29 protein-coding genes and 1 pseudogene are annotated in these 24,476 nt (G+C 66.2%); 5 read left to right on the top strand and 25 right to left on the bottom strand.

Annotated elements, in window-relative coordinates; translation table 11 throughout:
* The first annotated feature begins 12 nt into the window (after nucleotides 1–12).
* A complete protein-coding gene (locus AC3ITW_RS12050; RefSeq protein ID WP_489389530.1) occupies nucleotides 13–909 on the top strand; it encodes a tyrosine-protein phosphatase in 897 nt (298 codons plus the stop codon).
* A 102-nt stretch (nucleotides 910–1,011) separates the two neighbouring features.
* Here AC3ITW_RS12050 and AC3ITW_RS12045 read toward each other — a convergent pair whose 3' ends face one another.
* Genes AC3ITW_RS12045 through AC3ITW_RS12035 form a run of 3 tightly spaced genes read right to left on the bottom strand, consistent with a single transcriptional unit; the run spans nucleotide 1,012 to nucleotide 3,778 of the window.
* Entirely contained in the window at nucleotides 1,012–1,269 is a 258-nt protein-coding gene (locus tag AC3ITW_RS12045; protein ID WP_006368914.1) for a hypothetical protein, read from the bottom strand.
* Nucleotides 1,266–2,618 carry a membrane protein gene (locus AC3ITW_RS12040; protein WP_012511157.1) on the bottom strand — a complete coding sequence of 451 codons (1,353 nt, stop codon included), beginning with the start codon at nucleotides 2,616–2,618 and terminating at the stop codon, nucleotides 1,266–1,268. The genes AC3ITW_RS12045 and AC3ITW_RS12040 overlap by 4 nt, the downstream gene beginning before the upstream one ends.
* A gap of 20 nt (nucleotides 2,619–2,638) precedes the next feature.
* Entirely contained in the window at nucleotides 2,639–3,778 is a 1,140-nt protein-coding gene (locus tag AC3ITW_RS12035) for an SPFH domain-containing protein (protein WP_489389529.1), read from the bottom strand.
* A 520-nt stretch (nucleotides 3,779–4,298) separates the two neighbouring features.
* On the opposite strand from AC3ITW_RS12035, the gene AC3ITW_RS12030 reads away from it, so the two are divergent.
* Nucleotides 4,299–5,792 carry a helix-turn-helix domain-containing protein gene (locus tag AC3ITW_RS12030; RefSeq protein ID WP_065723364.1) on the top strand — a complete coding sequence of 498 codons (1,494 nt, stop codon included), beginning with the start codon at nucleotides 4,299–4,301 and terminating at the stop codon, nucleotides 5,790–5,792.
* 56 nt (nucleotides 5,793–5,848) lie between these two features.
* Here the strand turns inward: AC3ITW_RS12030 and AC3ITW_RS12025 are convergent, their stop codons facing one another.
* The 17 genes from AC3ITW_RS12025 to AC3ITW_RS11945 all read right to left on the bottom strand — a co-directional run bounded on the left by AC3ITW_RS12025 (nucleotide 5,849) and on the right by AC3ITW_RS11945 (nucleotide 18,418).
* Nucleotides 5,849–6,085: a hypothetical protein gene (locus AC3ITW_RS12025; RefSeq protein ID WP_012511154.1), complete on the bottom strand. Its 237-nt coding sequence runs from the start codon at nucleotides 6,083–6,085 to the stop codon at nucleotides 5,849–5,851.
* Nucleotides 6,086–6,297: 212 nt separating this feature from the next.
* Nucleotides 6,298–7,383, bottom strand: coding sequence for a hypothetical protein (locus tag AC3ITW_RS12020; RefSeq protein ID WP_489389528.1), 1,086 nt, complete (start codon nucleotides 7,381–7,383; stop codon nucleotides 6,298–6,300).
* 18 nt (nucleotides 7,384–7,401) lie between these two features.
* On the bottom strand, nucleotides 7,402–7,749 hold the full coding sequence (locus tag AC3ITW_RS12015) for a hypothetical protein (protein WP_006368778.1): 348 nt from the start codon (nucleotides 7,747–7,749) through the stop codon (nucleotides 7,402–7,404).
* Nucleotides 7,750–7,796: 47 nt separating this feature from the next.
* Nucleotides 7,797–8,381, bottom strand: a complete 585-nt coding sequence (locus AC3ITW_RS12010) for a RebB family R body protein (RefSeq protein ID WP_489389527.1) — start codon at nucleotides 8,379–8,381, stop codon at nucleotides 7,797–7,799.
* Complete coding sequence (locus AC3ITW_RS12005) at nucleotides 8,378–8,527, bottom strand: RebB family R body protein (RefSeq protein ID WP_229298129.1); 150 nt, start codon at nucleotides 8,525–8,527, stop codon at nucleotides 8,378–8,380. Before AC3ITW_RS12005 ends, AC3ITW_RS12010 begins: the two co-directional genes overlap by 4 nt.
* A 157-nt stretch (nucleotides 8,528–8,684) precedes the next feature.
* Entirely contained in the window at nucleotides 8,685–8,957 is a 273-nt protein-coding gene (locus tag AC3ITW_RS12000) for a RebB family R body protein (RefSeq protein WP_005416651.1), read from the bottom strand.
* Between the two features lie 60 nt (nucleotides 8,958–9,017).
* Nucleotides 9,018–9,284, bottom strand: a complete 267-nt coding sequence (locus AC3ITW_RS11995) for a RebB family R body protein (RefSeq protein ID WP_006368771.1) — start codon at nucleotides 9,282–9,284, stop codon at nucleotides 9,018–9,020.
* 26 nt (nucleotides 9,285–9,310) lie between these two features.
* Entirely contained in the window at nucleotides 9,311–9,580 is a 270-nt protein-coding gene (locus AC3ITW_RS11990; RefSeq protein ID WP_006368769.1) for a RebB family R body protein, read from the bottom strand.
* A gap of 43 nt (nucleotides 9,581–9,623) precedes the next feature.
* A complete protein-coding gene (locus tag AC3ITW_RS11985; protein WP_005416648.1) occupies nucleotides 9,624–9,914 on the bottom strand; it encodes a RebB family R body protein in 291 nt (96 codons plus the stop codon).
* A gap of 221 nt (nucleotides 9,915–10,135) precedes the next feature.
* Nucleotides 10,136–11,335, bottom strand: coding sequence for an NUDIX domain-containing protein (locus AC3ITW_RS11980; RefSeq protein WP_489389526.1), 1,200 nt, complete (start codon nucleotides 11,333–11,335; stop codon nucleotides 10,136–10,138).
* Nucleotides 11,298–12,821, bottom strand: coding sequence for a hypothetical protein (locus AC3ITW_RS11975; protein ID WP_065723361.1), 1,524 nt, complete (start codon nucleotides 12,819–12,821; stop codon nucleotides 11,298–11,300). Before AC3ITW_RS11975 ends, AC3ITW_RS11980 begins: the two co-directional genes overlap by 38 nt.
* Before the next feature lie 183 nt (nucleotides 12,822–13,004).
* Nucleotides 13,005–14,297, bottom strand: a complete 1,293-nt coding sequence (locus AC3ITW_RS11970) for a transporter (RefSeq protein WP_012511150.1) — start codon at nucleotides 14,295–14,297, stop codon at nucleotides 13,005–13,007.
* Nucleotides 14,298–14,343: 46 nt separating this feature from the next.
* Nucleotides 14,344–15,093, bottom strand: coding sequence for a hypothetical protein (locus AC3ITW_RS11965; RefSeq protein WP_012511149.1), 750 nt, complete (start codon nucleotides 15,091–15,093; stop codon nucleotides 14,344–14,346).
* 13 nt (nucleotides 15,094–15,106) lie between these two features.
* Nucleotides 15,107–15,811, bottom strand: coding sequence for a C39 family peptidase (locus AC3ITW_RS11960; protein ID WP_100434698.1), 705 nt, complete (start codon nucleotides 15,809–15,811; stop codon nucleotides 15,107–15,109).
* A 99-nt stretch (nucleotides 15,812–15,910) separates the two neighbouring features.
* Entirely contained in the window at nucleotides 15,911–17,227 is a 1,317-nt protein-coding gene (locus tag AC3ITW_RS11955) for a hypothetical protein (RefSeq protein ID WP_012511147.1), read from the bottom strand.
* A 43-nt stretch (nucleotides 17,228–17,270) separates the two neighbouring features.
* Nucleotides 17,271–17,888, bottom strand: a complete 618-nt coding sequence (locus AC3ITW_RS11950; RefSeq protein WP_489389525.1) for a hypothetical protein — start codon at nucleotides 17,886–17,888, stop codon at nucleotides 17,271–17,273.
* Entirely contained in the window at nucleotides 17,885–18,418 is a 534-nt protein-coding gene (locus AC3ITW_RS11945; protein WP_006368470.1) for a hypothetical protein, read from the bottom strand. The genes AC3ITW_RS11950 and AC3ITW_RS11945 overlap by 4 nt, the downstream gene beginning before the upstream one ends.
* Nucleotides 18,419–18,814: 396 nt before the next feature.
* Between AC3ITW_RS11945 and AC3ITW_RS11940 the strand changes: the two genes are divergently transcribed.
* Nucleotides 18,815–20,170, top strand: a complete 1,356-nt coding sequence (locus AC3ITW_RS11940; RefSeq protein WP_006368468.1) for a sigma-54 interaction domain-containing protein — start codon at nucleotides 18,815–18,817, stop codon at nucleotides 20,168–20,170.
* Here AC3ITW_RS11940 and AC3ITW_RS11935 read toward each other — a convergent pair whose 3' ends face one another.
* From AC3ITW_RS11935 to AC3ITW_RS11915, 5 genes and pseudogenes are all read right to left on the bottom strand, one after another.
* Entirely contained in the window at nucleotides 20,171–20,479 is a 309-nt protein-coding gene (locus AC3ITW_RS11935) for a DUF6958 family protein (protein WP_006368465.1), read from the bottom strand.
* Nucleotides 20,472–20,894: a GFA family protein gene (locus AC3ITW_RS11930; protein WP_232273969.1), complete on the bottom strand. Its 423-nt coding sequence runs from the start codon at nucleotides 20,892–20,894 to the stop codon at nucleotides 20,472–20,474. The genes AC3ITW_RS11935 and AC3ITW_RS11930 overlap by 8 nt, the downstream gene beginning before the upstream one ends.
* A 42-nt stretch (nucleotides 20,895–20,936) precedes the next feature.
* Nucleotides 20,937–21,008 (bottom strand): annotated as a pseudogene (locus AC3ITW_RS11925) (GFA family protein); the annotation flags it as partial.
* A 68-nt stretch (nucleotides 21,009–21,076) separates the two neighbouring features.
* Nucleotides 21,077–21,958 carry a TolB family protein gene (locus tag AC3ITW_RS11920; protein ID WP_100434694.1) on the bottom strand — a complete coding sequence of 294 codons (882 nt, stop codon included), beginning with the start codon at nucleotides 21,956–21,958 and terminating at the stop codon, nucleotides 21,077–21,079.
* The gene (locus tag AC3ITW_RS11915) at nucleotides 21,955–22,995 is read right to left on the bottom strand and encodes a hypothetical protein (protein ID WP_100434693.1); all 1,041 of its coding nucleotides are present in this window, start codon (nucleotides 22,993–22,995) and stop codon (nucleotides 21,955–21,957) included. The genes AC3ITW_RS11920 and AC3ITW_RS11915 overlap by 4 nt, the downstream gene beginning before the upstream one ends.
* Before the next feature lie 91 nt (nucleotides 22,996–23,086).
* On the opposite strand from AC3ITW_RS11915, the gene AC3ITW_RS11910 reads away from it, so the two are divergent.
* The gene (locus AC3ITW_RS11910) at nucleotides 23,087–24,013 is read left to right on the top strand and encodes a LysR substrate-binding domain-containing protein (RefSeq protein ID WP_100434692.1); all 927 of its coding nucleotides are present in this window, start codon (nucleotides 23,087–23,089) and stop codon (nucleotides 24,011–24,013) included.
* Nucleotides 24,010–24,471: a helix-turn-helix domain-containing protein gene (locus AC3ITW_RS11905; RefSeq protein WP_100434691.1), complete on the top strand. Its 462-nt coding sequence runs from the start codon at nucleotides 24,010–24,012 to the stop codon at nucleotides 24,469–24,471. Before AC3ITW_RS11910 ends, AC3ITW_RS11905 begins: the two co-directional genes overlap by 4 nt.
* The last annotated feature ends 5 nt before the right edge of the window (nucleotides 24,472–24,476 follow it).

Below are 24,476 nucleotides of genomic sequence, written 5' to 3'. Positions count from 1 at the left end.
CTGGAGACTCCAATGAAGATCGCTCGTACCGAACTCGCCCTGGCCCTGATACTGGCCCTTCCGATGGCTGCCGCAGCGGTTGCCGCTGATGCGCCACAGGCCGTCGCTGCCAGGCAGGTGGCTGCCGCCAACACCAAGCCCGCCGCCGCCGATGCACAGCGGGTGATCCCGCTGCAGGGTGCCTGGAATGTGCGTACCTTCGCTGGCCTGCAGGGCAGCAAAGGGCCGATTCCCGCCGATGCCTTCGTGCGCACCGCCGACCTTGGCCGCCTGACCGATGCCGACCGTGATGCCCTCGTCGCCGCTGGTGTGAAGCTCGACATCGATCTGCGCACCGCCGATGAGGAAGCACAGTCACCGGATCTGCTGGCCCGCGACGATCGCTTCGACTATCAGCGCATTTCGCTGATGGGCACGGAGAAGATGGACCTGCAGAAGATGATGACCAGCTTCCCGGATACGCTGGGCGAGGCCTATGTGCAATGGTTGGGCCACAGCCAGCCGCAGTTCAAGCAGGTGTTCCAGCGCATCGCTGCACAGCAGGATGGCGCGGTGCTGTTCCATTGCACTGCAGGCAAGGACCGCACCGGCATCATCGCCGGCCTGCTGCTGGACCTGGCGGGTGTCCCGAAGGCAGAGATCGTGCACAACTACGCAATCTCCGCGCACTACCTGGAAGGGCAGCCGAAGGACAGCGCGATGAACGCGCAGATCATGGCGTTGATCAAGCAGAATCCGGAGATCGGCCGCAAGATGGCCGGCATGGCCGGTACCGCGCCGGACAACATGGAGCAGTTCCTGGCGGCACTGTACAGCCAGTACGGTGGTGCAGAGGGTTACCTGAAGTCGATCGGGGTCAGCGAACAGGAGATCCAGCAGTTGAAGGTACGGCTGGGGCAGGCTGGCTGAGGGTAGTGCCGGCCGCTGGCCGGCATTCCTTTCAGGTCTGGAAGCAAAAGGAATGCCGGCCAGCGGCCGGCACTACCCACGTCAGCCAGGCATGGCCTGGTTCTACGGCTCGGGTTTCACCCGCACAACCCGTTTCCGGTACTCGTACACATTGTCACCGCGGATACGCTTTTCCTCGGTGCCGGTGACCCGGCCCACCTGCTGGTCCGAGCCGGTCACCGGCTGGGCTTCGATCTCGGTTTCGTGTTCGAACGAATGCGATTTGTCGGTGTTGCGGTAATAGCGGTACAGCGCCCAGTACAGCGCGGTTGCGCCGGCCGGGCCTGCCGCCAACAGCCAGAGACCACTGTCATCACTCATGTCGATGCCACCAGGAAGGCGATTGCGAGGGCTTCAATGACAGTGCCGGTGGCCAGGGCCGCCAGCAGCATCTTCCACTGTTGCACGGGCACGCTGCCCATGGTTTCGCCGGTGCGGCCGTTCACTGCGATGTAGTGCAGCATGCCGCCGTTCTTGCCGGGCTGGTGGTACGAATACAGCCACACTGGCAGGTACATCGACACCCAGCGGGTGCCATGCACCTCCAGCTGTTCCTGTTCCCAGCGCACGCCACGGTTGTAGCGCTTCACCGAGCCTTCCACCTGTGCGCGGGCAATCGACAGCAGCTGGTCTTCCAGTCGCGGCCGCAGCTTTTCCACATCCAGGTTGCGCTTCTCCGAAGTGAAGCCAGCCAGGTACGAGGCGTTCCACTTCACCGCGTTCTTGGTATCGAACGGCAGGATGGTGTTGATGATGTTGTTGGTGTTGGCGCGGGTATCCAGATTGCCGCGTTCGGCGGAGGATTCCAGCGGCAGGTCATCGACGGTGAAATCCACCTGGCGCTCGACCTGGTAGACATCGGCGTCGTACAGGGTGCGCTTGTTCTTCTCGCTGCCGACCGTGTATTCGCGGGTCTTGATCTCGCCCTTGCCGGCCACGGCCGCGCTGACATTGCTGTCCACGATCATATAGGGCAGGAACACGCCCACCACGTTCTCCGGCGTGAACTGGTCCTTGAACGCCTTCAGCGCGAACATCCGGCGCTTGTCGACGAACTGGCGGATGCGTGCGACCGCGTCGTCCTTCTTGATATGGAAGGGCAGGACGGCATCGGGGACGGCGCCGTTGGCGATCTGCTCGTTGACGCCGAACACATGGCGGCACCAGTGGCAGCGCGCCGTCATCGTGCTTTCGGTATTGACCGTGACCTCAGCGCCGCAGCCGGTGCACTTGAACGTCATCAACGCCGAGGTGTCGGCATCGATGTCACGAGCGCCTGAGGCGACGACGGTGCCGCGCAGCTGGTCGATGGCCTCGCCCAGCCCGAATTCCTCCTCGACCCGCGCGCCATGCCATTCGTGACGGCAGTACAGGCAGACCAGAATATCGGTACCGGCCTTGGGCCGGATGTCGGTGGCGCCGCACTTCGGGCAGCGGTTGAGGCCGTCCTTCAGCTCGCTGGCGGAGGTGTCGATGGCGACCGGATCGGGCGCTTCCACTTCATCGCGGATGGCCTGCGGTAGCTTCGAGGTGTCCAGCGGGAAGCTGCCGGGCAGGGGAGGGACGTCCTGCGGCGAACCCGGCCCATCCAGCGACGCCGCCGGCAAGGGCGGCGGCGTCGAGGGCGCGGATCCGGGCAGCGGCGGTGGGCCGTTTCGGGGATCAGACATGGTGGTTGTGCGTCCTGCAGTTACAGGCCCAGCGCCTTGGCCTTGAGCGCGTCGTAGTCGCTCTGGGTGATCAGGCCCAGGTCGAGCATTTCCTTGGCCTTCTTCAACTTGGCCACTGGATCATCGGCGGCCGGCGTGGTCGGCTGCTGCATGCCACCGACACCAAACATGCCCGAGGCCATGCCGACGCCGACCAGGCCTGCCGCGCCGCCGTTCTCGCCGGCGGACTGGATGCCCTGGGCAACGCTGGCCTGCAGGTTGGAATTGCCGCGCGAACCGGACAGCGCATCGGCGCGCTGCACGGTCTTCAGCAGCTCGCGGGTGTTGGCGTCGTACTCGATGGAGACGATGGCGGTCTTGACGATGGCCAGGCCGCGATCGGACTTCCACTGGTAACCCTGTTCAACTGCCGCCGACAGGCTCTGCGCGAAGCCCAGCGAATCCTGCTGCAGCTTGGTGATGCGGTTGCCCTTGCTCGGATCGTTCGTGTACAGGCTGAAGGCGGGAGCCAGCGAACCGACCACTTCATTGAACAGCTGGCTGGCGGCGGCGTTGTCCAGATCGGTGAAGTCGAACACCTGGCCCGGCTGCAGGTAGCTGGCCGGCACGAAGTTCTTCACGAACAGGATCGGGTCGACGATCTTCAGCGTGTACGAGCCACGGGTGACCGCGCCGACCTGGGTGTTAAGGAAGCCGTCGTCCCAGTAGATTTCCGACTGGGTGCCGAAGCGGTTGTCCGGCAGTTCCTTCAGCGAGACGAAATACGCAGCCTGCTGCGAGCCGGGCTGGCCGCCGAACTTGAAGCGTTCCCAGCTCTGCTTGATGAAGGTGCTGACCAGGCCGTCGCCGGCGAAGATCGACTGCGAGTTCAGATCATCCGAACGCCATTCGTAGCCACCGGGTTCGGCGACGAAGGCGGTGATCGCGCCATCCTGGAACAGCAGCAGGCCGTAGCCTTCCGGCACCACGATCTTCGAGCCGTTGCTGATGATGTTGGACGAGCCGCTGGTGTTGGAGCCGCGCCCGGCGTTGGTGCCCTGCGGCACCGCCGCGAACAGCGCGGCGGTGGACGGCAGGCCCGCCGGCACGGTGTAGAAGTCCTTCCACTGGTCGGCCAGCACACCGCCTACCGCACCCTTGACCGCCTGTACCAGACCCATGTCCAACTCCCTGTGATTCGAGGGCAGGCACCATGCCTGCCTAGCTGTGCTGACTATAGTGGAGCCGGCCGCCACGCCGCCAGCATCCCGGCTGACTCCCATTCATCCGGCCAGGTGGCAGACCGCGCCGCAGGCGATTGATCCATCGGCAACCGGCGGATTGGCTGCGACGAGTATCCGGCGCGGATATTCACGTCATTATCATGCCGATTTTCTGGAAACTCGCTCTCCATAATCCAGGGATGCGATTGCCGGGACGTAACTGGGCGGCGCGTCATCGGCAGTGCCGCCCCAGCGCGCACGACCCAGGCCTGGACGACGTCAGCCGTGCCGACCTCCAGCGGTGAAGGCAGTTCCCGGTGCAACGGGAGCGGACAGCGTGCGCGGCAACAGCGGTGCGACCTGCGGGCACGGCATGCGGCGTGGACGTCGCAGCATCCCGCGATGACGCCGGAGCGGCCTGCATCGCGTGATCGCCCGCTGCATCTGCAGTGGGTTGCCATTCCGAAGGGGAGTTTCAATGCACAGGCAAGTCAGTGAGATGCTGCAGCGCGCTTATCGGCCTTATCCGTCGCTGCCCGAACTGCTGGGCGCATTCGTGAAGGAGCTGGCCCAGCACAAGGCGATGCGTGGTGGCGAGGTGCAGCTGCATGGCGACATGGCAGGCATGGCAGCGGGAATGCCGCTGCCGGCCAAGCACGCCGAGCGCGGTCGATCACACCGGGTGCCCATCCGTTATGCCGGCGAGGTACTGGGCGAGCTGCATCTTGAAGGGGAGTGCGGCCCGCTGGACGGCAGTGCACTGGTGCTGGGGGAGCAGTTTGCACAGCGCTGCGCGCACCTGATCAAGCGCTACGAAGCCAAGGCATGGGCCGAGCAGGCACTGCGCAGGCCGCTGCTGCTGGTGGGGGCGGGTGAAGCACTGAAGCAGATCGAGGAGTTCATTGAACGCGCCGCGGCCAGTCGACTGCCGGTGCTGCTGCGCGGGGAGTTCGGTACCGAGAAGATGGAACTGGCTGCGGCGCTGCATAGCGGCGGCCACGCCAGGCAGGGGCCGTTCGTTGAAGTGAACTGTGCGCATCCTGCGGGCGAACCCGACGATTGGTTCGCGCATGCCCAGGGCGGCACGCTGTACTTCCACGAAGTGGACGAGCTGCCGGCGATCCTGCAGGGGCAGCTGTCGCATCGAATCCGCGGCCTGCATGCCACACGCTCCGAAGCGGAGGCGATCCGGCCGATACGGGTCATCGCTTCGACCAGTGCGGACCTGGAACAACGGGTGCGCGAGAAGCAGTTTTCACGGGCGCTGCTGGCCGGGCTGGAGTTCCTCATCGTGGACATTCCGCCGCTGCGGGAGCGGGTCGAGGACATCGGTGCACTGGCCGCACGTGCGCTGGAGCTGCACGGTTTCGATCCGCATGTGCTCAGTGAAGACGTCCTGCTGGCGCTGTGCGCGCATGACTGGCCGGGCAACCTGCTGGAGATGGAACGGGTGGTGGTACGCCTGGCGGTGATGACCGGCGGCCGCTGCATCCGTCGTGAGGACCTGCTGCGCCATGCGCCGGGGCTGGCCGCTGCCAGCACGGACCATGTCCATGAACGTGGTGCATCACAGGCACCATTGCCGGAGCACGACATCGCACTGGACCCCGACGTGCTGGATCCACCCCGCCTGTCGCACGAAGGCCTGCATGACGGGCTGAAGCGCGCCTTGGCGTATCTGAAGGATCATGCCGCCGAACCGGTCACCCTGGGTGACCTGGCCCGCCAGGCGCATGTCAGCCAGTCACACCTCGGCTTCCTGTTCCGCAGCGAACTGGGGACCACCTTCAAGCTGCTGCTGCAGCAGCTGCGCATCGAGCACGCCAAGCAACTGCTGCGCGGCGGGCAACGACTGCGCATCACCGATGTTGCGCTGCAGGTCGGTTTCGGCGACCTGAGTCATTTCGAGAAGAGCTTCCGCCGCGCGGTGGGCGTGAGCCCGCGCAGCTATCGTCGTACTCCAGAGCAATGACAACACCCCGGCGCAGGCGCAGGCCTGCCCGGGGCGCGTGGCTGCCGTCGCGGACGCTATCGGGCGTTCGCCTCGGCGGCACGTTGCACCGCCAGCTCTGCGGCCTGTTCTGCGCGCCGACTGGCTTCGGCAGCCACTTCTAGCGCCGCTTCGGAAACCGCCATGCCGGCACGGACACCTTCGTCACTGGCCGTAACGGCGGCGTCCGCCAGTTCCTGGGCGATCTCCATCGGGGTCTTGCCGGCCGGATACGCCGGTGTCTGCGTGCCGGAAAGCGGGGTCGGGAAGGTCATGGTCTGTGCTCCTGGTGGGTTTGGAGTGGGGGCGCTTTGGTTGCTTCCCCCAAGGATATGGCTCAATGCTGCCTCGGCATCGGCCAGGATCTGCTGCGCCTGCAACCGGGCAGCTTGGCGGCCGGTCGCCACCGCAGCGCTGGCGGCTATGGCCAGCTGCGTGGCGACCTGCTGGGGGCTGGGCCCGGTTGGTCCGGGAGATGCGGCGGTGCTCACAGCTCGCCTGCCAGGTAGCCCACCATCGCCGGTGAGCCGGCATCAGCAAGAAAACGACGGTATCCCAGCAGGGTGATGACATTGTCCTCGACCTGTACGCGCGCTTCCTGATGCCGTCCTTCGATGCGGAACTGCACGCTGGCACCATCCTGGCCGAGCTTGCCACCGGCCACCGGATGCTCCTTCAGGAACGCCTTTGCGGCGTCGAGCTGGCGGTGCACTCTGCTGCGCAGGTGTGCATGGGCTTGTCCCAGCAGGTCGCCTGCCCCGCGATCAAGGCACAGCGCTGCCTGCTGGGCGGCAAGGGAAATGCGCGGATAGCCGATCTGCCGCTGGGCGTCGAGCGTGGCGGCAATGGCGCTGCGCACCTGCTCCGGTGAAGGCAACTGTGGAAGCTGCGGGCCGTCGAGCGAGCCGAGCAGCATCGGCAAAAGGGCACGCAGCAGTTCCGTGGCATCCTCGATGCGTCGTTCCGCGCTGCCGCCGCCGGAGGCCACCAAGCGGTAGAAGTTGAAGTAGTCGACAAACTCGATGGGACGGCGTGCATGCAACAGGGCGAAGCGCGCCGCCTCGGCCTGCGTCTCCCCGGCATCGGCTGCGCCACGCTGCTCCGAAGCCAGTTCGTGCAACTGCAGGGCTTCGCGGAAGTCCAGTTGCTGCAACAACGGCGCGGTGCCTGCGCCGATAGCCGCCAGGAACGGCCGGAACGTCATCAACGCCGTATTGGTCAGCAGGTCGTACTTGTCCAGTACCTCCTGCACTTCGTTGGCCAGAAGCCGGTTGTGTTCGCCATGCTCCTGACGCCGCAGTACATCAAGGTCATCGTTGTCCAGGCTCAGCAGCTTGATCGGGCTGACCTGCAACCCTACCTGGGGCAGCCAGGCCAGCCTGGACCCATGCAGGCCCTGTTGGATGCCGTCCAGCAGGGCGCCTTCGTCAGCGAAGCTGTAGCGGTGCTCAGGGGAGTCGATGGCCCATTGCAGCCATTGGTGGCCACCGTCGATGAGGCCAAGTACGTGCCGGCTGCGCGGGCCCAGCTGGCTGGTCTGCGGAGTGGTTCGACCGTTGATGAAAACGCTCATGCGTGGCTCCTGACGGCCTCACTTGGCCGGAAATCCCTTGAGGACGTTCGCAGCAGCGCTGCCAACGCGGGTGAAGTCTTCGGTAGCCCCCTGCATCATGGTCTGCGTCTGGGTCAATACCCGCGCATACTTTTCATCGCCGGTGGCCAGGTACTGGGCCATGGCCACGCCGGCGGCGGTAGTGGCGATGGTCGAGACATTGCGCAGGGCATCGGCGGCATCCTGCACGGCGATGGCGGCGGACTGGGCCACGGCCTGGTAGGCCTTGCCGGCACCGCTGGTGGTCACCACGGTCTCGGACATGGTGGCCGTCTGCACCTGGTTGATCACATCGATGACCTGGGCGTTGACGTTGCGCGGGTCCATACGGGCTCCTTGATGGGCGGGTGCGGCCGGGCAGGGCCGGCGCGGTGTCAGGCCGGGGCGTCAGCGCCGTCGGCGGACGGGTGCGGAGTGGAGTCTGGCGCGGAATCCTGGACGGGACCCGCTGCTGGATCCGGACCAGGCGTGGAGTCGGGCGCAGGATTGGGCGCGGGCGCCGTGCCGTTGCCTGCAAGCTGCTCGAGCGTGTGCAGGCTGGCGTTGGCGGCCGCAGCATCGGCAGTGGCACCGTGGGTCTGTGCCTGCAGGACGCTGATGGCGGTCTTTCCTTCTGCGGTGGCCGCGGCGATGACGGCCGCAGGCGAAGGGGGGGCTGGCACCGGTCCCGGCAGGGGGATCACCTGCGGCGGTGGCGGCGGAGGCGGTTCTGGAGCAGGCGGTGGCACCGGCCAGGGCGCGTTGATCATCTTCGCGCAGGCGGCGGTGACCGCCGCGTTGCTGACCATGCTGGCCCCCTGCTGGCGGGCGACGGCGTTGTGCATGCCAGTACCCAGCGTTTCCAGCAGCACCATGTCCAGCATGCTGAAGGACTGCGCGGGTCCTTGCCCCACCAGCAGGGTGGAGGCCGCGCTGACGCTGTCGACGATCTGGCTGTTGACGGTGTTCTCAGTGCTCATGACGGAACGGCTCCCTTCTGGATGATCAAGGCAAGGACCTGCGCCAGGCTTGCGCTGGCGGTGACCTGGCCGCGCTGCTGGTTGGCGACGGCGTTCTGCATTGCAAGGCCGATGGTGTCGGCCATCGCCAGGTAACTGGCAGACATCGCGAACGATGGTGCGAGAGCGATCGCCAGTCCGGATCCGCTGCTGGTTGCATCCAGGAGGTAGCCGATGGCAGGCGATGTGGGCATGGATCAGGGGCCCGGCGTGACGCCGTCCTTGGCGGGGGCGCGGTGGCTGGCGTCACGCCGGGCCGACACGTCAGCGCAGACCCAGGATTTCGCGGGTGGCCACGCCGTTGGACGCGGTGTCGATCGCATACAGCGTGGACACGCCCTGGGTGGTCGAGGCCTGCATGGTCACGTAGGACTGCTGCTGGTTGTTGGTGGCGTTGTGCGCGGCGTTGGACAGCGCCTGGCTGGTGGCCACGAACAGATTGCCCATTGCGATGGCTGGCGCATCACCAAGCACCTTGGTGTTGACCTGCGAGACCGAATCGGTGATCTGGCTGTTGACGGCGGTGGGAAATGCCATGGTGGAAACTCCTTGGATGGACAGCACTACAGGAACGGAGACTGCCGGCACTTACTGGATTCAGCCGAGAATCTTCCGGGTGGCGGCGCCGGTGGCGCCGGTATCGATGGCGTAGAGCAGCGCGACGCCCATCGTGGTCGCGGCCTGGGCCGTGACGTACATCTGCTGCTGTGCGAGCGTCGCGTTGTGGGCGGCATTGGCCAGCGCCTGCGCGGTGGCCTGGTAGAGCGTGCCCATCGCCGTGGCCGGCGCCACGCCCAGCACCTGCAGGTTTGCCTGGCTGACCGAGTCGGTGATCTGGTCGTTGACGGCCGTGGGAAATGCCATGGCTCAGCTCCTTGCCTGGCGGCGCATCACGCGCCGAGGATCTGCTTGGTGGCCACGCCGGTGGTGGCGGTATCGATCGCGTACAGGGTGGCCACGCCCATGGTGGTGGCCGCCTGCGCAGTCACATAGGACTGCTGCTGGGCACTGGTGGCGTTGTGGGCGGCGTTGGCCAGTGCCTGCGCGGTGGCCTGGTACAGATTGCCCATGGCCACGGCGGGGGCATCGCCCAGCACCTTGGTGTTGGCCTGGGTGACTGAATCGGTGATCTGGTCGTTTACTGCGGTCGGAAAAGCCATGTCGAGCTCCTTGAGGTTGGCGGGTCAGCTACGGAACGACGGATCAGGAACCCAGGCCGCGGACGCGGGTGCTGAGGATTTCCTTGCTCGCCACGGCGGTGGTGGCGGTATCGATCGAGTACAGCGTGGCCACGCCCATGGTGGTGGCCGACTGCGCGGTCACATAGGACTGCTGCTGCGCGTTGGTGGCGTTGTGGGCGGCGTTGGCCAGTGCCTGGGCGGTGGCCTGGTACAGATTGCCCACCGCCACGGCGGGCGCATCGCCCAGCACCTTGGTGTTGGCCTGGGTGACCGAATCGGTGATCTGGTCGTTTACCGCGGTTGGAAATGCCATGTCCTGCTCCTGCGAAAAGGTGGAAGTGCGTGGTATCCAGCGTCACGGTGCGTTGTGCGTAACTGCCTGTGCTTCACCGTGGATGCAGAGTAGAAAGAAGCGTTGTTGGCGGATTGGTGGAATCGACGGAGAATGCGGGGGAAATGGTGTGAAGAAGGCAGGGGCGATGCGGGTGATGCCGTTGTCGGACCATCGATTTCTCCGCATCGTCCGTCGGTTGCCTACTGCTGTTCGATGTAGCGGGCCATGCGCAGATACCAGTCGATGGACTGGGAATCGGCGAAGCGCCGCTGCCTGTACTCCCAGGCGGCAATCGCCGCAGCCCCGACAGGCACGGGCACGGGAACCGGCACGCAGCTTTCCGGAATCCGGGTGGCCTGGTACGCCCCCAGGTACGCGCTCAGCTCGTTCTGGGCCACGGTGCTGACGATGTCCAGCTCCCAGTCGACTACCGCCCCGGCGGTCGGCCGATTGAGCCACGTGGGACGGGCCATCAGATTGACGTTGATGTTCGTTGCCAGCTCCGCGATATCCTGATCGGCGGGAATGTCGAAGCACACCAGGTAGAACTGGGGGCCCTGCGGTGCGGTCTGGAACAGTGTATGGAATGCCATTGCGAAGGGCGCTCCCAGCACGATGCCCGTCTCTTCCAGAAATTCTCGCCTGGCTGCGTCTTCGGCGGCTTCCGCATCGCCCATGCGCCCTCCTGGCAACGCCCATTGCCCGGCTTGGTTGACCAGCGTCGCTGGCCGGGTACCGGCCCAGTTGCGAATGCGCTCCAGCGCAGCGTTGACCCGAGCCTGCAGACCCGCAATCGGCCACACAGCCATATCAGGCACGGTCAGCATGACCCACGGCGGCGTCGGTGCTCCCGGTGCTGCCGGTGGCCACTGATCGGCGCCCATGCGCGCTGCGCGGTTCACCGCGGTGAACACGGCTGGCACTGCGGCCTGTAGCTGGTCGAGGGCCTGGCCGGCATTGCTGACCGCCGCGACCGCCAGATCGATGGCCGCACGGGTAGCGGCGCCGGTGGCCGGGTTCAACCCGGGCCAGGCCGATTTCGCTGCGAGAGCGGCATTGCCAAGCGTGGTGTTGATTGCGGTGACGGCCACAGCGAGGGCGTCGGCGTCGACCGGTGCGTCGGCGGCCACATTGGCCACCGTCACCAGCGCAGCGGCCGCTTCGGCGACCAGTACCGGCGCCGCATATCCGCTCCACCATGCATTGGTGATCTGTTTGCGTGCGATCAGGTACTGATTGCCTGAGCGAAGGGTTGCATAGACCTGCGTCATTTTGTTTCTCCAGTAGTGGACAGCGAGGAATCTGTAGCCAGGGATCCGTCGTGGGGAATGCCTCGGTGCGGGCGGCGATCCGGGCGGCAGCTCAGTGATTGCGATGCTCGACCAGATAGGTGAACTCAAGCCGCGTGTTCTCGCGCGGCGGAATGGGAGCAAGCAAGGTGTCGTAGCGGGCCTCCCAAGGAGGGGTGTTGCGGCGGTCGAGGAACGGGCGTTGCTGCTCGTCCGGGAGATCCGGCTTGCCGGGCGTGTCGGGGTCGAGCTCCTTGAGCCTGATGGCCAGCTGCGTGGCAACTTCAATGACTTTCTCGCAGAGGATCTGCCTGCGCTCGGGCTCGGCGAAGTCCTCCAGGTCGGTCCATTCGATGGTCGAGCCCATCGCCTTGATGCGATCCATCCCTTTCCAGTTCAGCAGCGCGTCTTTCCATACTTGGGGCGTTGCCAGCACGTCCGGCAGCTCGGTAACGGCCCATATGTAGGTCTGCAGGTTCTGGGTGCGCAGCACATCCAGAAGCGACGCCTTCAGCCAGATGCCGGTCAGGTCCTTCAGTGCGCTGTGATAGGGTGCCCACTCGCTATGGGTCACCTCCGGCTCGTCGGCATCGATCGCGCGGGTGGAGCCGGCATCCCAAGCCTTCTGCTGCAGCGCCAGTTGCGGCGTCTCTCCCAGTTCGGCCAGGGCTCCGGTCAGAAGCTTTCCGACGACCAGGTAGAGCAGCGCGGAACGGGCGATGTTGTCGGGACAGAACAGCTTCTTCGCAAGAGGTTCCTGCTTGAGCGCACGTTGATACCGGCACCACGCCTGAAGGAGCACGTGCCGCCAGTACCACGCCGTGATTTTCTGCCCTGCCTTCTCACCCGTGAGTGCCTCCTGGATGCGGACGGACTGCGAGTACTTCTTGTCATGGGTCTTGTGCATCATGTAGAGGAAATAGCCGCTCAGCGTCATCGGCAGATTCATCTGCGAGGCGTAGCCCTCCGACCAGAATTTGCTGCAGCGGGCCAGGATGATGCCCGGCGTGTAGCTCTCCCAGTCGGGCTCGCGCAGCTTGTGGCGCAGGAGTGCTGCGGGAATGTTGATGCCGTCATCCACATTGCCCACGTTCAATCCTTCGCCGACCTCCTTCCAGCCGGAGTAGTCGACGGCCTTGAATGCCACGGACTCCAGCTTCAGCCGCCGGGTGTTGATGTGGGTGTTGAGCAGCTCGACGAGATTGAGCGCGAACGGCTTCGCCCAGTCCCCCAGCGTGATGGCATTGACGCCCTGCGTCTCGGCACGCTGAATCGACGTCTGCAGCATCGCCACCAGCTGCTCCTTGAAGGCATAGGCGTCCTCGATGGCCTCGAAAGGCAACGGCGGCGTGACAAGTTCGAAGACGTTGCCGGAATCGGATTCGAGCTTCCACGGTTCGGTTCCGACGATGTCGAAGCAACCTGCGACCACATGGGTGAATGCGAAGATCACGCTGTCATGCGTGCAGAATTCGATCTCGATGCCATACGTGTTATCGGTCAGCGCCTCGCCACCCTTGCCAATCGTGATGCCCTGGACCTGCGGGCGCGTGCTGACGATCCAGCCAAGCCGCTTGTCTTCTGTGATGATTGCCATGCGAAAGCCCCTGCATGAGTGCGCGACCGGGAATGGCCGGCTCAGGGGCATGCTAGAAACGGGGAGACTGCGGGAATCGGCGGAATCGACGCGCAATGCGGGGTCATCGCGCGGATGTGTGCCGATGCGGCGGAATCGACGACGACGGCGGGCCGCAGCCGCGCCATCGCCGGGCCGCAGGCGCTAGAGCATGTACGGAATCTTGAACGCCAGGGTGAAGTCCGGCGCATCCGGGGTCAGGCCGATGCCGAGCAGGGTCACCAAGGTGGTGTGCTGGTTCAGCGCATAGGTCACGCCCAGATTCAGTGACGCTGCGTTGGCGTCGCTGCCGATCACCTTCATCCACTTGCCGCCCTCGAATCGGGTGGAGGCACGGGCGCTGATGCGGTCACTGAAGGACAGGCTGAGGCTGGTGCGCTCGTTGAACGCGAACGCCACGCCTGCGCCGAAGTACACCGAGCCGCCCAGCTTCACGTCGCCGGGATTGACCGTGTCCGGATTGCTGTCGATGTCGTTGAACCCGCGCGGAATCGAGTGCACGTAGCCGATGTTGGCGAACAGGATCGCCGGATCGGCGGTCTTGACCATCGACAGGCCGACATTGGCCTGCCACACGCCATTGCCGGTGGGCTGCTCACGTGGCACGGCGAAACGGATGTAGTCATCGTCGTCGCGCTCGATCACTTTCCAGTCCAGGCCGTAGGGCGCTCGCCCGGTTGGCGCGGTCACGCCGGCAGTGAGCACGGTTTCCGGGCGCCAGCCGCGCTCGCCGAACAGGCGGTAGTTCGCACTCAGACCGATATCACCCAGGCCGTTGCCGTTGGTTTCCTCCTGCGCGATGGCCGCTGCTGCGCCACCGGCACCGCCCTTCTGGTAGACCGTGCGTCGCGCCAGGTAAGGCACATCCAGATTCAGCGTCAGGTTCGGGCTGACGCCCCAGCGAGCCGCAACGTTGTAGGTCAACGAATCGGATTCGACGTTCTCGATGGCGATGTTGCCTAGGAAGATCGCGTCCAGGGCAAGGAAGCCGTTGAGGGTGAGCTGCTTACGGTCGTAGCGGGCGTAGGTGAGGCTGTTCTCGATGGTGAAGCGCCGCGAGAACAACGCGGATTGCTGCTGCTTGACGTCATCCACGCTGCGCCTCGACTCCTGCTTGGCCTGCTGCGCCTCGGCGGCGGTGCTGGCGTAGCCTTCGCTGCTGGGTGGAACGGCCGCGGCGGCCGCCGCGGCCAGCGGCGCGGCGGGCGTGGCTGTGGCTGGGCCCACCCGGCCACTCAATCGCGCCTGCATCGCCTGTACCTGCATGTCCAGTTCGCGCAGCCGCCGCACTTCCTGTGCATAGTTGGATTTCAGCTGCTCCAGCTGGTTGGCCAGGGCCTGCACGTCAGCGCCGTCGTCGCCTGTGGGCGGTGCGGCGAGCGCGGTGCCCGCCAGTGCCGCCAGCGCCAACGGGGTGATCCTCAGAAGGGTGTGCATGTTCGTGTCCTGCGTTGTGAAGCGCTTCCCCCAATGCCGCGCCGCGCTACTGGCCCGGCCCCATGCCGCGGTTCAGCGCAATCGCCTGGGCCACGTTCTGGCTCAACGGCAGGTTGCCGCCCACGGTGTCGCGCACCAGCTCCAGCCGCAGCTGGTTGCTGGCGATCTGGCCGTCACCGGCCAGGGCAATGCCCTGGCCGACACTGCCGTTGCGTATCCATTGCTGCACCAGGCCCTGGCCATCCACCTGCAGGAGCAGGCGGGCCTGGTTGCCATCGAGCACCGCGGTCGCGGTTGCACCGGACTGCTGCGCGCTGACCGAACGCGCGCCATCGCTCACTGCAGAAGGCACCTCGCCATCACGCACGCTCAGCGTGGTGACATTGCGGGCGACATTGCCATCGCCGGCTACCTGTACGCTCTGCACCAGGCCGCTGGCGTTGGCCAGGCCGCTGCTGTCGATGCTGCGGCCGCGGGTGTCCGGCAGTGGCGCATCAGCAGCGGTGACATGCACGCTGGGCTGGAAGCTCAGCTTCGGCGCACCGCCGCCGCGGAAGTCCATGGCCAGGGTCAATGCGCCTTGCAGGGTGGCGCCGTTGCCGGCCTGCCACTGCGAAACCATGGTCACCCCGAACCAGGCCACGTTGTTGCCGCCCACGGTGTAGCGGCCTCGCATCAGGCTCAGTTCCGGGTCCGGAATTTCCTTCAGGCCGCGACCGGGCGTGCCCTCTGCTGCCTGCAGGGGCAGGGTAGGGAAGGCCAGCAGCAGGGCCATCATCAGCGGTTGGCGGAACATGGTCGAACCTCCTTCAGAACAGGTCGGCGTGGCTGAAACCGAAGTCGACCAGTTCGGCATCGGTGATCGGCCCCTGCCGCGCATAGAGCGCGCGCGCACTGGGCCGTTCGCTGGGTTGCAGCAGGGCGGTGTTGCGATCGAAATCGCTGCCGATCACCACGAACACCGCGCGTGATGGCCAGGCCGCAAGGAATTCAGGCAGCGCCAGGCTGCGGTTGCCCAGGATCGGGTCGGCCACTTCCACGATGCCGTTGCGCACCTGCTTGAGCACCACGAAATGGCGGAAGCCGCGCACGTCCATCAGCACCAGGCCGGGGACGCGCAGGGTGCGCAGACGGGATTCGTCGATACGGTAGCCGCGGCCGCGCATGCCCAGCGATTCCACGTAGCGCTTGATGTCGAGCAGCGAAAAGCCGCGCTCGGCCACCAGTGCGGGATCGGAGACCCCCATCATCCCCTCGATCACCGTCGCCTCGTCGGTATCGAGGTGGTAGGCGTGGCGCAGGATGGTGGCCAGCGCAGCCGCCCCACAGCTGTAATCGGTGTGCTGGCGCACCACGTTGCGGTAGCGCCGCTCCTGCATGCTCTCCACCTTCTGCTGCAGCAACGCGCCATTGGGCAGTACGCCGCTGAAGCGCACCTCGCCCGCCCACGCGGAAGTGGTACCCAGCAGCAACAGCATCGCGAGCAGGTGCATCGAGAGGCGGCAACGGATCATCACGTTCTCCGGCAGCAGGGGGGAGCCCCTGTCCCAAGGGGGAGGAGGAACAGGGGCTCCCGGGAACCCGGCCATTGGCGGACGGCCGGGGTGTTGCGCTTACTCGCCGCTGCCACCACCGCCACCGGTGCTGGGCTGGGCGACAGCCAGGGCCAGGCTGTTGGCCTGCAGGTTGCCGGTGCCCGCCGCCACGTTCACGCCGATGTTGCCAGAGGCGCCAGAGAAGGCACTGCCGGACAACGCCGAGGTGTTGGTCGCGTTGACGTTCACCCAGCGCGTGGTGCTGACCGTGCCACTGAGGCTGGCGTACAGATCGGCCACGCCCAGTTCGACGAACTGGCTGGTACCGCTCTCACGCGTATCGAAGCCCAGGCCGCCCACCCCCGGCCGGTTGGGGTTCATCGTGGCGTTCTGGATTTCGTTGTCCAGGTCGATGTGGCCGGTGCTGTTGCCGCCCGGGTGCGGTAGCTCGCCATTCCAGGTGTCCAGGTAGTAATTGGCCATCTGGTAGGCGTTGCCGGTGCCGCGGTAGGTGCCGGCACCGTAGGCCAGGGTCAGGCCGCTGACGCCGCCGCGCATGCCGACCTGCACGGTGTCGGTATAGGACTGCACGAAGCCGGCGTTGCTGACCGTGTTGCCGGTGGAGACCTGGTTGGAGCTGATGCTCGACTGCGCCACCGCGGTGGTCGCTACCGAGGCCGCGAGCGCGTTCTTCTGCTCGTTGTTGTTGCCCGAGGCGATGTTCACGCCGATGTTGCCCGAAGCACCACCGAAGGCATTGCCGCCGAGGCCCGCGGCGTTGGTGACGCCGGAGTTCATGGTGGCGTTGCCGAAGCCGGCCTGGTTCACGAACACCTCAGCGTCGGCCATGCCGAAGCTGAAGGATGCATCGGCAGCGGACAGCGACGCGGCGTTGTCCTGGGCGTTGTTGTCGCCGGACACCACGTTGAAGCCGAGGTTGCCCGAAGCGCCGGCACCCACGCTGTCACCGATGGAAGCACTGTTGGTGACCAGGCTGTTGCTGGTGGCGTTGTTGCTGATCGACTGCCGGTTGTCGATCACCGCGATGGCGGCGGAGTCGAGATCAATGTCGCCGGTGATGTTCGGGTCACCGGAGAAGTTGATGTCGGTGCTCAGGCGCAGGTCCTTCTCCAGGTTCACGTCGACGCCGTGGTTGTTCTTTTCCTTGCGTTCGTCGGCCTGGATGTTGCTGTGCTTCTGCACATTGACGTTGACGGTACGGTTGCGTACGTCGTTGTCGGTATGGTTGTGGGTGTCGTTGCGGGTTTCGCTGACGGTGTGGTTGTGGTTGATGTTCGCATTGGCGTTCTGGTTGTCCCAGCCATTGGCCGCAGCGGCGGTCGAGGCAGTGGCAATCGCCATGGCGAGCATGGTCTGTTTGACGGTCGCTTTCATGGTGCCCTCTCTCTCATCAGGTGGTGCATCGGTTGGGTGGTTGTCACGGGCGGTCCTGCACGACCAGGCCAAGCACGTTGGCTGTGTCGTTGCCGCTGCCCGCGATCTGATTGAGTTGCAGGACCCCGTCGAATCCCCGCAGTGCGGTGCTGGCTACACCGGCGCTGCGGGTCCCCGTCGCAACGCCGCGACCGGCGTCGTCCCGCCCCCCTGCCAACGCGGAACCTTCGGCGGCCAGGGCCGTGTCGTCGGATTCGCGTATGCCCTGTCGAGCCAGCGTCGCGCTGACGACGTTGAGCGTCGTGTTGGCGATGCCGCTGGCCTGGTTGATCGAAGCGATGCCGCTGGCACCGGCCAGTGCGTTACCGCCGATGAGCGCGGACGCCTCCATCGGCGCCGACAACACCCGGTTGCCGCGCTGCAGCTGCTGGGCGCTGATCGCTACGTCGGCGCGTTCGCCGTGGGCGATGCCGCGCAGATTGGCCTGCAGGTTGAGGTCGCCGGCGGCCTGGTTCACGGCGATGGCACCGCTGGCGCCAGCCAGTGCGTGGCCGTCGATGCGGGCGACGTCGAGATAGGCGAGCATGCCGCTGTAGTCATCGGCCCGGGTCGCCCAGGGCGCTGCAGCGAGCAGCAGAAGCAACCCGTGCAGGGCCTTCATTTTCCACCTGCCGGGGCCGTGCCCTGCAGCGGGAACTGGGCCAACGCGCCGCGCACCGTATCGCCGATGCCGCGGGTGCTGTTGCCCACCGCGCCCAGCGGGCCGCTCATGGCGCCGCCCAGGCTGCTGCCGACCATGCCATCGCCGCCACGCCCCAGGGTGCTGCCCAGGGCCTGTTGGGTCACGCGCTCTACCGTTGTGCCGCCAGGCGCCGCGACCATGGCAGTGTGGCCTGCACCCATCCCGGCATAGTCGTCGTCGCTGAGCTCGTCCATGCCGGTCGAGGCGCCACCGCTGCCGAGGGCCGCGGCGATCTCGCGCTGCGGCTTCGGGTCGGCAATCAATGCCATCCCCGGTGGCGCCATGCGATAGGCCGGACGTGCCGAGACATCGCGCAACAGGACGATTTCGCCCGGTTGCGGCTTCACCCCTTGGCGGGCGCCCGATGCTGCCGCAACCCCCGGCAGCAGCAACAGCAGGACGGCCACTGAGGGGCCGAGTCTGCGAAGAACTGGGGTGACACCGTCCATGCCGATCTCCCGCGATGGGTGCGGCGGAACCACGCATCAACCGTGCCAACTGCAGAAGGCCCACCAGGCAACACGGGACGGACACGGTGCGAGGCATCGCTGCTGCCAGGGTGTTACAGGCACGTCGAAGAAATGTTGCGATTGCGCCGCGCCAAGCGCCGCAGGGCAAGGCGCCCGGCGGACTGTCGCATTGTTGTTACAGGTGTCGGCGCGGACTGCAACGGTGCGGCTTCAGCCGTGCATTCCTTGACGCGGCGCTCATTGCGCTGCCGTTTAGCGAAGCGCTAGGATCCGCCCAACAAAGGCCGCCGCGGTGGCCGTAGAGGTCCCGGCGGAGGGTGGCACGCCGGTGATTGGCTGACAGTCCGCCGACGGTGTCCGGATGCTGGGGGAAGCATGGCAGCGGTCCCGGAAGCTTCTACATCACGTTGCGTGCTGTGGTTTGGTGAGCCGTCGGCCAGCGAGCGCAGTGCGCTGGCTGCGGCGGGCTGGTATGTGCGCAGCATCCATCCTGATCCGGCCATGGCGATCGGCCTGCGCGGACGCGATCGATTGCTCGCCGTGCTTGATCTACGGCACCTGGATGCAGCCGCGCTGCAACTGCTGCTGCCGTGGATCGAACAACATCAGCACCTGCCATGTCTGGCGGTAATGCCGCCGAGTCCAGGTGCCGCTCCGCCCGCGTGGTTGCCGTTGCTGCAGCGCTGCCTGGCACGTTTTACGTTGCCGTTCGGGCTGCAGGACATGGTCAGCGCAATGCGCCAGCAGTTCGATGCTGACGACCCGCCGCCGGATGAAGCGTGCAATGGCAGCACGCCACGTGCACTGATTGGCGAGAGCCCGGCACTGCACGCGGTGCGTACCGTCCTGCACAAGTTCGCACCGGTCGAATTGCCGGTGCTGGTCACCGGCGAGACCGGCACCGGCAAGGAGCTGGCAGCGCATGCACTGCACGCGCTGTCAGGCCGCGCCGGCAGGCCGTTCATTGCGGTCAACTGCGGTGCGATCCCGGCCAACCTGGTGCAATCGGAACTGTTCGGGCACGAGCGCGGTTCCTTCACCGGTGCCGACAAGCGCCAGATTGGCGTGTTCGAGTCGGCCCATGGTGGCACCGTCTTCCTCGACGAGGTGGGCGACCTGCCCGCCGAAGCACAGACCAGCCTGCTGCGGGTGCTGCAGGAGGGCACCTTCGAGCGTGTCGGCAGCAGCCAGCCCCTGCGCGCCGATGTGCGGGTGCTTGCCGCGACCCATGTAGAGCTGGAGCAGGCAGTGGCGCAGGGGCGGTTCCGCAGTGATCTTTACTACCGGCTCAACGTGTTGCGGCTGCCGATGCCGCCGCTGCGCGAGCGCGGAGGCGACGTGCAGCTGTTGGCCGAGCACTTCCTGCGCTGCTTCCGCCTGCGCCATGCGGTGCGCGCACGTGGCTTCGCCCCGGCAGCGTTGCAGGCCCTGCGGCGCTTCGACTGGCCCGGCAACGTACGCGAACTGCTCAATCGCGTGCAGCGGGCGGCGATCATGGCCGAGGGCGAGCTGATCAGCGAGCGCGATCTGGAACTGGGCGCACCGGCCCCGAGCTTGCCGGGTGCGATGCTGCACGACGCACGCGGCCAGGCCGAGCGCGATGTGCTGCTGCAGACCCTGCGCCAGACCGGCTACAACGTCTCCGAGTGCGCGCGGCAGATGCAGATCTCGCGGGTCACGGTGTATCGCCTGTGCCGCAAGCACCGGCTGGAACTGCCTGCGCAGCGCTGATCAGCCGGCCGGCAGGTGCTTGAACAGGCGCAACGGCTTGCCCGCGACGCGCTCGATCACGCCCTTGGCTTCCAGGTCAAGCTGCACCGCCTTCAACCACCAACCGGCGGTGGCCCCTGCCGGGAACAGGGAGGCGGGCAGGTGCGGCAACAGCGCCTGTTTCGCCTGCGCAACCGTCAGGCCCGGCGGTTGCGCAGGCAAGCTCAAGAGCAAGGCGTGGCGCATGGCGAGATACTTGGCGCGATCCACGCGCTGGATGTGACCGGGCGTGGTGATGCTTTCGATCTCGATCCGCTCGGGCTCAGACATGGCTGTCTCCGGCGACCTCGATGCGTGGGCTGCGGAAGCCCATGGCGATCCACGCCTTCATCAACCGTGCATAGAACCGCAGTGACCGGGTCTTCAGGTTCGGCACATCGTCGGGAAGGGCAGACGCATCAGCAAGATCACTGACCATCGTCCGCATCTCCACGGCGGGTCTTGTCGATGCCGGCCACAACAGGCCATACAGACTCAGCCAATGGCCGCCGCTGAACTCCAGGAAAAGCGGCGTATTGCAGCAGCTCGCCAGGACGCGGCGGCTGCCGCCCCTGCTGGACAACCGCAACGCGCGCAGCAAGGGATGTCCTGCATCGATGCTGACGCGATCCTTGCGATGCATTACGAAATGCGTCTGGCCATGCGGGCCCAGTACGTCCGGTGCTCGAGGCATCGACTGCAGCATGGCGCCGGCCTTGCGGCAGCTGTCGCAGCAGCATTCGACGGTGGCAATGGGCTGGCCCGTGGCGGTCAGGCGGACCTGGCCGCAGGCGCAGGCGAGGGACTGATGGGAGGGCATCTACATTTTCTCCTGGGGTATTCATTCTCTCGACGAACCGGGGCTGCGGAAATCGACAACATCCACCGTCAAGGGCGCTTCATCTGGTAGCGGATGCGGTACAGATCCAGCCCTGTGCCGTCCGCGCGCCGCGCCGAATAGGTCAACGTGTCGGGTTGCGAGCCATCGAGCATCGCGCCGTAACTGTCGCCGGAGGCATCGTTCAAGGGGGCCGGCAACGCATGGCCCGCGTCATAACGGCCCCCATGAACGTAGGCAATGAACTGGCGCACCGGTGCATTGCCGAAGTCCAGAGCGCGGGCAAACACTACCGTTCGGCCGTCGCCCAGGAAGGTGGCATCGAACTCCTGTGCCGCGGTGTTTAGGTCTCCGGGCAGCGGCCGCGCGGGCTGCGCCACGCCACGGACCATCGCTGCGACGTAGAGGTCATGGCCGCCCGCACCGCCTGCACGATTGCTGGAGAACAGCAGTGTGCCTGCGTCCGGCGAGAGCATTGGCGCGAACTCATCGGCCGCGCTGTTCACTGCGGGGCCAAGATTGACCGGCTCCCCGAATCGACCCTCGCTACCCATGCTGACCCGATACAGATCGTCGCCGCCCTGGCCGCCTGCACGATCCGAACAGAAGTACACCACACTGCCATTGGCGGAGAACGCGGGATCGAACTCACGTCCCGGTGTGTTGAACGAGACCGGCGTCGCCGGTCGCCAGCGCTGCCCGTCGTGGCGCGAGACCCAGATGTCATACCCACCCGGACCTCCGGGCCGGTTGCGGCTGAACCACAGTGCGGTCTTGCCGTCGGGGCTCAAGGTCAGTCGAATCTCGTCGTACTGCGTGGAGGCAACGCCCGGGGCAAAGCGTTCGCCGGGGCCGACGATCTGCAGCACCCTCGATGGAGACGCGGGAGGCGACGCAGACACCAGCAGCATCACGGCCAGCAGCGCCTTCATGCCTGTCGCTCGAAATCGCTGACCCAGTTGGTTTCCCAACTACGCCCACCATCGGTCGAGGCCGCCTGTTCCCAGCGCGCCGAACGCGGTGTGATGCGTGACCAGATCACCCGCGTCTGGATCGCTCGCCCGTCGTGCTGGTCTTCGCCGAAGAAGCGGCCGACTTCGGCCTCGAAACCACCGCGCAGTGGTACGCCGATCCGGGTCGGCTCCCGGCCATCCAGCCACCAGCTCAGCCAGTGCCGCTCAGCCGCGTTCCAGGCGCGGATGCCCATGCCACGCAGCGGCGCTCCAGGTACGTGCATCAGATTGTCACCCACGTTGCCGAAGCCTCCCAGTACCGGCCAGTTGTGCAGGGTGCCGTTGAACACGTCCCAAGCATCGCTGCCTGCCAGCCGAGCGCGCAGGCGACGATGGCGCACGTTCCAATGGCCCACCAGGAAATCAAAATCGCCCGGTGCATCCGGCAGCCTCGGAAGTGGAGAGGGGGCCGCCGCAGTGCGGCGAAACCAGTTGCGCCAGTTCACTTCCCAGTGCGCACCGGCATCGTCGGAGAATGCCTGTTCCCACCACGGCTCCTCGCCGTGGATGTCATGCCAGCGGAACCACACGTCGATCGGGCGCCCGTCGATCCGGTCGGTGCCGCGGAAGCTGCCGGCATCGCCCTCGAAAGCGCCGCGCACGGGGGCTTCGATGTGGGCAGGGTTGCGGCCATCGATCCACCAGATCGACCACATGGAAGACACCGGATCGAACGCACGCACGCCCAGGCCCCTGTAGGGGCCCGAAGGCAGCGCCATGACGTTGTCATCGATGGTGCCGAGCCCGCCCAGGGTCAGCCAGACCGCGCTGGAGCCAGTGAAGGACTCCCAACGGGTATCGCCGGCCAGGCGCTCCTTGAGGCGTTGGTGCCGGACCTGCCAGTTGCCCTGCAGCCATTTCCAGTCTTTGCTGTGGCTGGCCAGGGCCCACCCGGAGGGCAGGACGCTGGACGCCGCCGCAGCGGTCAGGGTGGCCAGGAACTGCCGTCGATCCATGTGCGTGATCCCCTACCGAAGGTGCCTCCATCGTTGCGGGTGCGCGGGGGATTGACCACGCAGATATCGGGGCTCAGGCTAAGTCACACTTATGGTCACCCAACGCCAGCTGCCATCGCTTGCCGCCATCCGCGCCTTCGAGGCGGCGGCGCGGCTGGGCAGCTTCGCGCGTGCCGCCGAAGAGCTCGACACCACTGCGGCATCAGTGAGCTACCACGTGCGGCGGCTGGAGGCCCAGACTGGTACCTGCCTCTTCCTGCGCCACGCACAGCATGTGGAACTGACGGTTGCCGGTGCCAGCATCGCGCAGGAGGCTACAAGGGCATTCGATGCACTTCGTGCCAGTTTCATGCGTGGTGCGGACATGGATGCAGCGCGACTGCGCCTGTCCGTATTGCCAACGCTGGGCACCAGTTGGTTGACGCCGCGACTGGGCGGCTTCCGCGCGCGTCACCGGCAGCTTGTGCTGGAGCTGGATCTATCGGCGGAACCGCAGGACCTGGCAGCGGGTCGTTTCGACGCGGCCATCCGCAACGGGCATGGCGACTGGCCCGGCTTGCAGGCCACGCCCCTGTTTCCCAGCGTATTCACACCGCTGTGCGCACCGTCGCTGCTGCCAGCCGCACGTGACCTGGGTCGTGGCGGGCTGGATGTCGCGCTGCTCGGGCGACCAGACTGGTGGGCAGTCTGGTTCTCCGCTCATGGACAGATCCCACCGCCGGCGCGGGAGAATTTTGTTGCACCATTTGCTGTCGAGCACCTGGACATCGGTGCGGCGATTGCGGGGCAGGGGATCGCCATTGGTTCGCCGATCCTGTTCCAGGCAGAGCTGGACAGCGGGCGACTGGTACAGGCTCATCCAGGTGTGGCCAGTGACGGCCGCAGTTTCTGGTTCGTGGCACCAACTGCGCGCAGCGGCAGCATCAAGGTCAGCGCGTTCCGCGATTGGCTTGGCGAGCAGGCGGCTGAGGCACGACGTGCAGCACGTCATCATCTGGCCAAAGCGGTGACGCCATGAACCAGAGCCCCGAACTACTGCGGCGCCTGCTGCGCGCCAAGGACCGGATGGACCGCGCCAGCCACGAAGAGTGGTCAGTCGCGCGCCTGGCCGAGGTCAGTGCGGTCTCGCCGGCGCACTTCGCGCGCTCGTTCAAGCAGGCCTTCGGGCTGCCGCCACACCGCTACCTGCTCAGTCGCCGCATCGAGCGGGCGGTGGCCATGCTGCGCGACACCGATCTGCCGGTGACCGAGATCGCCGCCCAGACCGGCTGGTCCAGCCTGGGTACGTTCGGCCGCATCTTCCGTGACATCACCGGCGATAGTCCGGGCAATGTGCGGGAGCGCGAGCGCGCCGGCCAGTCGATACCTGCCACCGTGCCGGAATGCCACGCACGTGCCGCGCAGCGCCCGGACCTCAACATCGCAGTTTTGGAGAAGCGCCGCCGGCAGGCGGTTGCTAACGTGGACCGCACCTGAGGGAG

Source organism: Stenotrophomonas sp. KH_052, from assembly GCF_057838755.1.
This window is presented reverse-complemented; position numbering and strand designations above follow the sequence as displayed.